This window comes from Flavobacterium sp. LAR06, assembly GCF_041946075.1.
GTDB lineage: Bacteria > Bacteroidota > Bacteroidia > Flavobacteriales > Flavobacteriaceae > Flavobacterium.
Genome location: NZ_JAUTYT010000008.1, coordinates 269362 through 281090, shown reverse-complemented (window position 1 = coordinate 281090; position 11729 = coordinate 269362). Strand labels below are relative to the sequence as shown.

Sequence of the window (11729 nt, the reverse complement as noted above, 5' to 3'; positions counted from 1 at the left end):
GATGCAGGTGAAACAATCAGATGGTATGATGCTGCAACAGCAGGAACTTTATTGTCCAGTACAGCTTCATATACAACTCCTGTCTTAACAGCTAATACTACTTATTATGTTGAAATTACCCGTAATGGTTGTGTAAATAGTGAAAGAAATCCTGTTGTTATAACTATTACTGACCCCGTATTACCAACTATTAGTAGTGTCGGTACGACGATTTGCTCTTCAGGACCAACTCAGGCCACTACATTGTCAGTTTCAAATCCGGTAGCCGGAACAACCTATTCCTGGTATGATGTACAAACAGGAGGTGTAGCGTTAGCAACTGGAACTACTTATACACCAACTGTACCAACAGGTGTTACCACTTTTTATGTAGAGGCTTCAATTGGAGCATGTAGTTCAGCAACCCGAACTGCGGTTCCTGTTACTTCAACGCCAGTTCCTGCACTAGCATCGGTACTGACACAAAGTGTATCGATATTATCGGGTCAAAATGCGACTTTAAATGCTTCAACCAGTGAAGCAAATGTTGTTTTGGACTGGTATGATGTCCCTACAGGAGGAACGAGACTATTAGAAAGTTCGAATACTTTTACAACTCCAGCTTTAACTGCAACTAAAACTTATTATGTTGAATCACGCAATATTGCTGGAGGTTGTGTAAGCGCCACCAGAGTACCTGTAACAGTGACAGTTTTAGTAGCTCCATTAGGAACTTGTTTAGAAGCCAATAGTCAGCAAACAACCCAAAACGGATTGTGTTTACTATGTTCTTCTACAACACCAAACAATTCTGTAGACGGAAATATTGCCACGGCAGCCAGACTTACTCTTCCGGTAGGTTTATTAAACGGATGGATTCAGCAAACCTTACAATTCAATAATCCTGGCAAAGCAGGAGATATTGTAGATGTTGAATTGGCATTACCAGGAGGTATTGCCGATGTTTCATTGTTAGGAGCTGTTAGTTTGGCAACATATAACGGAGCAACATACAATAATGATAGAATTTTTACTAATAACCCTTTGGTTACTTTGCAATTACTATCAGGAAATCGCTTTAAAGCCAGTATAGTTGCCGGAGCCAATTTTGATCGTGTTGAAATTAGGCTAGGTGGTGTGGTTGCGGCTTTAACTAGTTTAGATATTTATCAGGCAACGTACAGATATAAAGTACCTGTAATTTCTGGAAATAAGACTATTTGTAGTGGAACAACAACTGCTTTGACAGCAACATTGGATGCAGGTGAAACAATCAGATGGTATGATGCTGCAACAGCAGGAACTTTATTGTCCAGTACAGCTTCATATACAACATCTGTCTTAATAGCTGATACAACTTATTATGTTGAAATTACGCGTAATGGTTGTGTAAATAGTGAAAGAAACCCTGTTGCTATAACAATCACCGATCCTGTATTACCAACTATTAGTAGTACTGGTACGACGATTTGTTCTACGGGACCAACTCAGGCCACTACATTATCAGTTGCAAATCCGGTAGCCGGAACAACTTATTCCTGGTTTAGTGCTTCAACTGGAGGTGTAGCTTTAGCAACCGGCACTACTTATACACCAACTGTACCAACAGGTGTTACTAATTTTTATGTGGAGGCATCAATTGGAGCATGTAATTCAGCAACCCGAACTACAGTTGCTGTTACTTCAACGCCAGTTCCTGCACCTGCAACAGTACTGACACAAAGTGTATCAATAGTATCGGGACAAAATGCTACTTTAACTGCTTCTACTACTGAAGCAAATGTTGTCTTGGACTGGTACGATGTGCCAACGGGAGGAACAAAATTGTTAGGAGCTTCTAATACTTTTACAACTCCTATTTTAACTGCAACTAAAACCTATTATGTTGAATCACGTAATACTGTTGGTGGCTGCGTAAGTACCACAAGAGTACCTGTTACAGTTACAGTTTTAGTAGCTCCATTAGGAACTTGTTTAGAAGGGAATAGCCAACAAACAACTCAAAACGGATTGTGTTTGCTTTGTTCTTCTACAACACCAAATAATTCTGTAGACGGAAATATCGCTACAGCAGCCAGACTGACTCTTCCGGTAGGTTTACTAAACGGATGGATTCAGCAAACCTTACAATTTAATAATCCTGGAAAAGCAGGAGATATTGTAGATGTTGAATTGGAATTGCCAGGTGGTATTGCCGATGTTGCATTATTAGGCGCTGTTAGTCTGGCAACTTATAACGGAGCAACGTACAACAATGATAGAATTTTTATTAATAACCCTTTGGTTACTTTACAATTACTGTCAGGAAATCGTTTTAAAGCCAGTATTGTTGCCGGAGCTAATTTTGATCGTGTCGAAATTAGACTGGGAGGCGTGGTAACGGCTTTAACAAGTTTAGATATTTATCAGGCCACTTACAGATATAAAGCACCTGCAATTTCTGGGAACAAAACTATTTGTAATGGAACAACCACTCTGACAGCTTCTTTAGACGCAGGTGAAACAATCAGATGGTATGATGCTGCAACAGCAGGAACTTTATTGTCCAGTACAGCTTCATATACAACACCTGTCTTAACAGCGAATACTACTTATTATGTTGAACTTATTCGTAATGGTTGTGTGAATAGTGAAAGAAATCCGGTTACTATTACAGTAAGTAATCCTGTGGCACCAGCGACAGTTGTTGCTACGCCCTTAAATGTATGTAGTGGAGGAACGACTACAATAGTTGTACAATCGCCAGTTGTTGGTACCACTTATAATTGGTATGATGCTGCCACTGCTGGAAACTTATTATTTACAGGTACATCTTACACAACACCATCTTTATCAGCTTCTACAACTTATCATGTTGAGGCTGTAATTGGAAGCTGTTCTAGTACAACACGTACACCAGTAACAGTGAATGTAAATCCTCTACCTGCAGCACCAGTTCCTGTATCTTCAAGTGTAGTAATTCAGTCAGGTCAGATTGTGACCCTGGCAGTAATAAATAATGCAGGTTTTGAATATAATTGGTATGATGCTCTCGGAAATCTTGTACAATCAAATAGTAGTACCTATACGCCAACTCCGGCTTTAACTGCAAATAAAACGTTTTATGTTGAGGCGACTGATTTGTCCTCGAATTGTACGAGTAGTAATAGAGCTGTAATTAATGTTATAGTTATCACTAATGTTAGTCCTTGTTTAGCTGCTACTTCACAGATAACAACCCAAGGAGGTACAACAAACTGTTTAACTTGTAGCTCTAATTTACCAGGCAATTCTGTAGATGGGTTGAATAATACAGCTGCTACACTTTCAATACCTCTTGGTTTACTAGGGGATTATATTCAACAAGAATTAACCTTTACAACAGCAGGTAAGGCAGGAGATATTATAGATGTCGAATTAGGAATTCCTGTTGGGTTACTTGATATTAGTCTGCTTTCTAACATCAGCTTGCAAAGTTTTAATTTAGGTACACCAAATAGTGATCTAAATACTATTAATAATCTCTTAAATGTTCAGTTATTATCAGGAAATCGTTTTAGAGCAAGTTTTATTGCGGCAGGCGATTTCACAAGTATTAAGATTCAATTAAATGGATTGCTCACCGCATTGTCAAGCTTGGATATTTATGGAGCTTCTTATAGATTTCCAAATCCTACAATAACTGGGGCAGCCACACCAATTTGTGTAAACGGCACCGCGACATTATCAGCGTCTTCTACAGGATCAGAAACCTTTACCTGGTATGATGCTCCAACAGGTGGAAACGTAGTAGCTGTTAATCCGACTGGTCCATTGCTAAATACAACGACTTATTATTTAGAATCATCACGCCTTGGATGTGTTAGTAGTTTTCGTCAGCCTGTTACAATTACAGTATTACCTGTTCCTTTAGAGACAGATATAAACATTGCAAGTCCTCAGACAGCATCTTGTGCCGGTGGTATAACGTTGGCTCCAACATCTGCTTTGGCGGGAGCAAAATTTAAATATTATACAACTCAAAATAAAACACAAGAAATTACTACAGGGACTATAGACGGAGTAACTTATAGTAAAGATGCTACAACAGGTGCTTTAACTATTAGCGGGCTTATTGCTGCAAATGCTCCATATACTTACTATGTTTCAGTAGTTAATGAAGGTAATTGTGAGAATGCAGATAATACTTTAAAAGAAGTAATAGTAAATTATCCTACTGGTTCAGCTTTATCAATAACAAATCCTTATGCCGCTTGCGGTAAAGCAAACTTGAGAGATGCTATTTCAAATTTTGATACATCAGGAAACACAACTTACACTTTCTTTAATACAGACGGAACAACAATAATGACAGAGCAAGCTGCGGCAAATATTACTGCAGACGGCACTTATTTTATTCAGGCTCAGACAACCGGTTCTGCTTGTCCATCTGTTAAATTGCCCGTTGTTGTAACAGTAAATCCGTTACCAACATTAACTGGGGTAACAAATTCAATTGCTGTACTTAAAGGATCTCCGGTTACTTTAACCGCTTCATCAAACGGAACAATTGCCTGGTACAATCAGCAAGGTGATCCTGTATCAGCAAATTTAGGAGTTCTTAATACAGTTGGTATTTTTAACTACACGGTAATAGCAACTTTGGGGACATGTACTACCAGTCAAACAGTAACAATTAGTGTTATTGATCCGGTTGATTGCGATTCTTTACTAGAAAGAGTATACGCTAATTCTCAATCATCAGATTCAATTGTTACAGGAGTAGTAACAAATGGAACTTTAGGAGCTGATGGTGATCCAAGTACTTACTCTACAATAACAACAGGTCTAGGCCTTTTGGGTATTGGAACTACTTGGCAAAATCTGCAATGGCCTGCTACAATTACTAAGGGGACTCCGGTAACCGTTAAATTAGGTTTAGAAAATAGTGTGCTTGCGGTAGGGCAAAATATTACAGTTATAGGTACTAAACGAGATGTATCTAATAATCCTGTTGACATTGGAGTTTTACAATCTGTATCAGGATCATTATTAAACTTATTACCAGGTCAAAATTCATTTGAATATACATTTGTTCCTTCTGATGGTTCTGGTCCTCAGGATTATGATGGTATTAGAGTACAACTTGGATCTGTTCTAAGTGTGGCACAAAATGTAAATGTTTATGATGCTTATTATAAAAAACAAGTAACACAGATTGCTTGTGGGCAAGGTGATATAGAAGATGTTTTCTCAGGTGTAAGAGATTTAGGAATTGGAGCATTAACATCTACAGTAGGTGTATCTAATCCATTTAATGTGGCCGATGGTGACGTTGCTACTTATGCAACAATGTTTACTGGAACAGGAATTCTTGCCGCAGCTGAATTAACTGCAACTTTTAGAACACCTTCTATGGTTGGAGATAGTTTAAGAATTACAATTTCAAAACCTGGCACACTTTTAACAGTTGGTTTATTGGAGGGATTCACTATTCAGCTTTATTCTGGAAATATAGCAGTTGGTGCGCCAATAGAAAGTGATAATAATTTATTGACATTGAAACTACTTTCTGGTGACACAATGGCAATGACAATTATTTCACCACAAACGCAGCCATATGACAAAGTTGTGATTAGTTTTGGAGGTACAGCTTCTGTATTAGATCAGCTTAGAGTTCACACTATTGATCGTGTAACTAATACTAAAGTTATTGGCAGTGACCTGGATAATAAAATCACGGTCTGTCCCGGACAAGAGTTAAGTCTCGAAGTTGCAACAAAAGCTTGTACTGATTATATCTGGTATGATTCCCCAACAGGAGGAAATCAGGTTGCTAGTGGTCAAACGTTTACACTTCCTGCTACATTAGCTGCAGGTACTTATAAATATTATGTTCAGCCAATTCGTTACGGTTGTCCTGCTTTGGAAAGAGGCGAGGTTACAGTAGTAGTGAGAGCAACAACTCCTTCAACTGCAATTGCAAATGTGACAATTAATGGAGGAAATAATACTATAATTTGTAGTGAAAGCGGTACAGTTACATTGGATGCAATTTTGAATGCGACGCCGGTACTTACAAATCCGGTTTATCACTGGTATAGTTTTGATGGTACCACTCAAACAGCCCTTAGCGAAGTAACAGCAAAATTGGTATTGACCGGTTTAGCTCCAGGCATTTATACGTACTATGTTGGAGTTAGTGCTACAGAATATTGCGAAACTGCGCCCGCAGACAGAACACCTGTAACATTCACTATTTTGCCAACTTCACTTGAAACTGATGTTGTTGTAGATAACGCTTCTATTTGTCATGACACGGTTGCGACATTGACACCAACAAGTAGCTTAGCAAATCCTGTATTCTTCTGGTATTTAGATGCTAATAAAACTCAGCCTATCTTTACTGGTGTAATTGGTGGAGTAAGTTATACAGTTAGTAGTACCGGAGTTTTAACGGCTTCAGGATTAACCACTGCTATGAGCCCGATGGCTTATTATGTAGCAGTTACAAGTGATAATACATGTCAGAATAAAAACGGTGAACTTAAATTAGTTACCGTAACAGTTAATGATCCGGAAACACCAACGACTACTGACTCAACTCAGGATTTCTGTCAGGTTAGTAATCCAACAGTTGCTAATCTTCAGGTAAATGAAGCAAATGTGGTGTGGTATAGTATACCAACTGGAGGGACGGCATTGGCAACAACAACAGCCTTGGCTAATGGTCCTTATTATGCAGGAATTTTAGATCCTATTACTGGTTGTGAAAGTTCAGGCCGATTATTAGTTACAGTAACGGTAACTGATCCAGGTATACCAATTATTACAGATACGACTCAGGAATTCTGTTTGGTAGATGCTCCTACTTTTGCAAGTATTGATGTGAGTCCAGCAACAAATATTGTTTGGTATGATGATGCGTTAAATGGTGGAAACCTAATTGCATCAACAGCAATATTAACATCAGGAACATATTATGCTGCAATAAAAGATCCGATAACTACTTGCGAAAGTACTGTTAGGTTGGCTATTAATATTAGTGTGACTGATCCAGGAACACCAGTAATTGCAGATACTGCTCAGGAATTCTGTTTGGTAAATGCGCCAACATTTGCAAGTATCGATGTTAGCCCGGCAACAAATATTGTTTGGTATACAGCTTTAACAGGTGGAAGTTTAATTCCGGCAACAGCAACACTAACCTCAGGAACGTATTACGCAGCCATAAAAGATCCAACAACAACTTGCGAAAGTAATGTTAGATTGGCTATTACAATTAGTGTAACTGATCCTGGCACACCAGTTATTACAGATACAGCCCAGGAATTCTGTTTGGTAAATGCACCGACATTTGCAAGTGTAAATGTAAGTCCGGCAGTAGCGGCGAATATCGTTTGGTATACAGCTTTGGTAGGTGGAACAGTAATTCCATCAACAACAATCTTGACAAGCGGAACATATTACGCAGCCATAAAAGATCCAACAACAACTTGTGAAAGCAATGTGAGATTGGCTATTGCAATTAGTGTAACTGATCCTGGAACTCCGATAATCAATAGAACGACTCAGGAATTCTGTGTGGTAAATGATCCAACATTTGCCAGTATCGATGTTAGCCCGGCAACAAATATTATTTGGTACACCGCGCTTAATGGTGGAAGTTTAATTCCATCGACAGCAGCATTGACAAGTGGAACATATTACGCAGCCATAAAAGATCCAACAACAACTTGTGAAAGTACTGTTAGGTTGGCTATAAATATTAGTGTGACTGATCCAGGAACACCAGTAATTGCAGATACCGCTCAGGAATTCTGTTTATCAAGTGCTCCTACTTTTGCAAGTATTAATGTTAGTCCAGCGACAAATATAGTTTGGTATACTTCATTAACTGGTGGAACACTTATTCCATCAACAAATACACTTACAAGCGGAACTTATTTTGCTGCAATAAAAGATCCGATAACGACTTGCGAAAGTAATGTTAGATTGGCTATTACTATTAGTGTAACTGATCCAGGTACACCAACTTTAGTAACAGCTGGCACACAAAACTTCTGTTTGGCAGATGCACCAACCTTTGCAAGTGTTCAGTTGAATGAGACCAATATAGTTTGGTATGATTCTTTAAGCGGCGGAACTTTAATTCCGGCAACAACGACATTGACAAGTGGGGTTTATTTTGCAGTGATCAAAGATCCCACAACAGGATGTGAAAGCGCTGCAAGATTATCAGTAACGATTAACGTAACAGATCCTGGTACACCAACATTAGTAACGGCAGGAACGCAAAACTTCTGTTTGGCCGATGCACCAACATTTGCAAGTATTCAATTGAATGAAGCAAATATAGTTTGGTATACAAATTTAACTGGTGGAACAGTTATTCCATCAACAAATACATTAACAAGCGGAACCTATTTTGCAGTGATCAAAGATCCAATAACAGGATGTGAAAGTGCTGCAAGATTATCAGTAACGATTAACGTAACTGATCCAGGTACACCAACTTTGGTAACGGCTGGAACACAAAGTTTCTGCTCTATAGATGCACCAATATTTGCAAGTATTCAATTGAATGAAGCAAATATAGTTTGGTACACAGCTTTAACAGGTGGAACAGTTATTCCATCGACTAATACACTAACAAGTGGAACCTATTTTGCCGTGATTAAAGATCCAACAACAGGATGTGAAAGCGCTGCAAGATTATCAGTAACAATTAGTGTTACGGATCCAGGTACACCAACTTTGGTAACGGCTGGTACACAAAACTTCTGTTTGGCCGATGCACCAACCTTTGCAAGTATTCAGTTGAATGAAACAAACATCGTTTGGTACACAGCTTTAACCGGTGGAACAGTTATTCCATCAACTAATACACTAACAAGCGGAACTTATTTTGCAGTGATCAAAGATCCAACAACAGGATGTGAAAGTGCTGTAAGATTAGCAGTAACGATTAGTGTTACGGATCCAGGTACACCAACTTTGGTAACGGCTGGTACACAAAACTTCTGTTTGGCCGATGCACCAACATTTGCAAGTATTCAATTGAATGAAGCAAATATAGTTTGGTACACAGCTTTAACCGGTGGAACAGTTATTCCATCGACTAATACACTAACAAGCGGAACTTATTTTGCAGTGATCAAAGATCCAACAACAGGATGTGAAAGTGCTGCAAGATTATCAGTAACGATTAGTGTTACGGATCCAGGCACACCAACTTTGGTAACGGCTGGAACGCAAAACTTCTGCTTGGCCGATGCACCAACATTTGCAAGTGTTCAATTGAATGAAGCAAATATAGTTTGGTACACAGCTTTAACAGGTGGAACTGTTATTCCATCAACTAATGCACTAACAAGCGGAACCTATTTTGCAGTGATCAAAGATCCAACAACAGGATGTGAAAGTGCTGCAAGATTATCAGTGACTATTAGCGTTACAGATCCGGGTACACCAACTTTGGTATCGGCAGGAACTCAAAACTTCTGTCTGGCCGATGCACCAACTTTTGCAAGTATTCAATTGAATGAAGCTAATATTGTTTGGTATACAGCTTTAACCGGTGGAACTGTTATTCCAGTAACGAATACGCTAACAAGTGGAACCTATTTTGCAGTGATCAAAGATCCAACAACAGGATGTGAAAGCGCTGCAAGATTATCAGTAACAATTAGTGTAACGGATCCTGGTACACCAACTTTAGTAACGGCTGGTACGCAAAACTTCTGTTTGGCTGATGCACCAACCTTTGCAAGTATTCAGTTGAATGAAGCAAATATAGTTTGGTACACAGCTTTAACAGGTGGAACAGTTATTCCATCAACAAATACATTAACAAGCGGAACCTATTTTGCAGTGATCAAAGATCCAACAACAGGATGTGAAAGTGCTGCAAGATTATCAGTGACGATTAGCGTTACAGATCCGGGTACACCAACAACAACGGCTCTTGTTCAGGCTTTCTGTTCTGAAAATAATCCAACTGTTGCAGATATTCAGGTAAACGAAAGTAATGTCGTTTGGTATACAGCTTTAACTGGCGGAATAGCAATTGCTTCAACTACAGCTTTAGTAAATGGAGATTATTATGCAGCTATAAAAGACGCAACTACAGGTTGTGAAAGTACTATAAGACTAAAAGTAACAGTTACTGTTGGAAGTTCAAATACTCCGACAACTGATAATGTAGCTCAGAGCTTTTGTATAAATATTGCTCCAACGTTTGCTAATATTCAGGTAAACGAAAGTAATGTTGTTTGGTTTAGTAGCGCTATTGGCGGAACACCAATTCCAACAACTACACCATTAACATCAGGTATCTATTTTGGAGAAATTACAGATGCAATAACGGGATGTAAAAGTGCAACTCGCTTACAGGTAACAGTAACTATTGTAAACCCTGCAGCTACGCCAACTACAAATTCTGCCACTCAAAACTTCTGTACATTAAATACACCAACAGTTGCTGATATTCAGGTGAATGAAGCAAATGTAATTTGGTATAGTACAGCAATTGGTGGAACTGCGTTGCCAGCAACAACAGCATTGGTCGACGGAACTTATTACGGTGCTGTGTCAAGTACAGTAGGCTGTGAAAATCCAGTAAGATTAGCAGTTGTAGTAGATGTTAGTACCCCTGGTGTCGTAACTACACCAAGAACTACACAAACATTCTGTTTATCTAAATTGCCAACACTTGTTGATATATTAGTAAATGAAACAAATGTAGTTTGGTATTCTTCAGCAACGGGCGGTACACCTTTGGCAGCAAATACACAGCTTACGGCTGGAACATATTATGCCGCTGCTCTTAATAATACAACAAATGGTTGTGCTAGTGCCACAAGACTTGCAATAACAATTAATTTCGAAAATGATGCTTTGGTACAATTAGCAACTACTGATGATACACCTTGTGTTTTCCAAGATGTTACATATTCAATTGCGAATGGAAAATCCAATTATGTATGGTCAGTTTCAAACGGAACAATTACTTCTGGCGGAGGTACTGCAGATGGTTCAGCAACTATTTCATGGTCTGATGTAGGCCCTGGTACTGTAACAGTAACTTATACCAATAACTGTGATGAAACTACAACTAAATCTTTGAATGTTGTTGTAGCTACATGTTCTGATTTAACAATTACGAATACAGTTAATAATCCTAAACCAAATTTTGGTGAGCAGGTGACCTTTACTGTAACAGTGAACAACGTTGGTGAAGGCAATTTTATAAATACTGTTGTAAGCGATTTATTACCTAGTGGTTATGATTTCGTAAGCGCAAATGCAAGCGTCGGTACCTATGATCAGACAACGACACTTTGGACAATTCCAACACTAAATGCTGGTCAAAGTGTAACACTTACGATCGTTGCGGAAGTTTTACCTGGAGGTGATTACTTAAATGTTGCAACTATTGAAATTTCAACTCCTTTAGATGTTGATGCAACAAACAATACTGCTTCAGCTTCTGTTGAGCCTGTTTGTTTAACAGTTTATAACGAGTTTACTCCGAATAATGACGGAACAAATGATCTTTTCAGAATTGACTGTATTGAATCGTATCCAAACAATGAGTTAAAAGTTTATAATAGATATGGTGCATTAGTATACAGTAAACAACATTATGAAAATGATTGGAACGGTACTGCCAATGTATCTGGAGTTATAAATAGAGGAGATATGTTGCCTACAGGTACTTATTTTTATGTGATAGACATTGGAAACGGAACGGTTAAAAAAGGATGGTTATCTATAATGAGATAAGCAGC

The 11729-nt window shown here is 38.6% G+C and carries 1 protein-coding gene; it reads left to right on the top strand.

The features are described from left to right. Positions 1-15 precede the first annotated feature (15 nt). Entirely contained in the window at positions 16-11724 is an 11709-nt protein-coding gene (locus tag Q7C23_RS13890; RefSeq protein WP_375033090.1) for a gliding motility-associated C-terminal domain-containing protein, read from the top strand. Positions 11725-11729 lie beyond the last annotated feature (5 nt).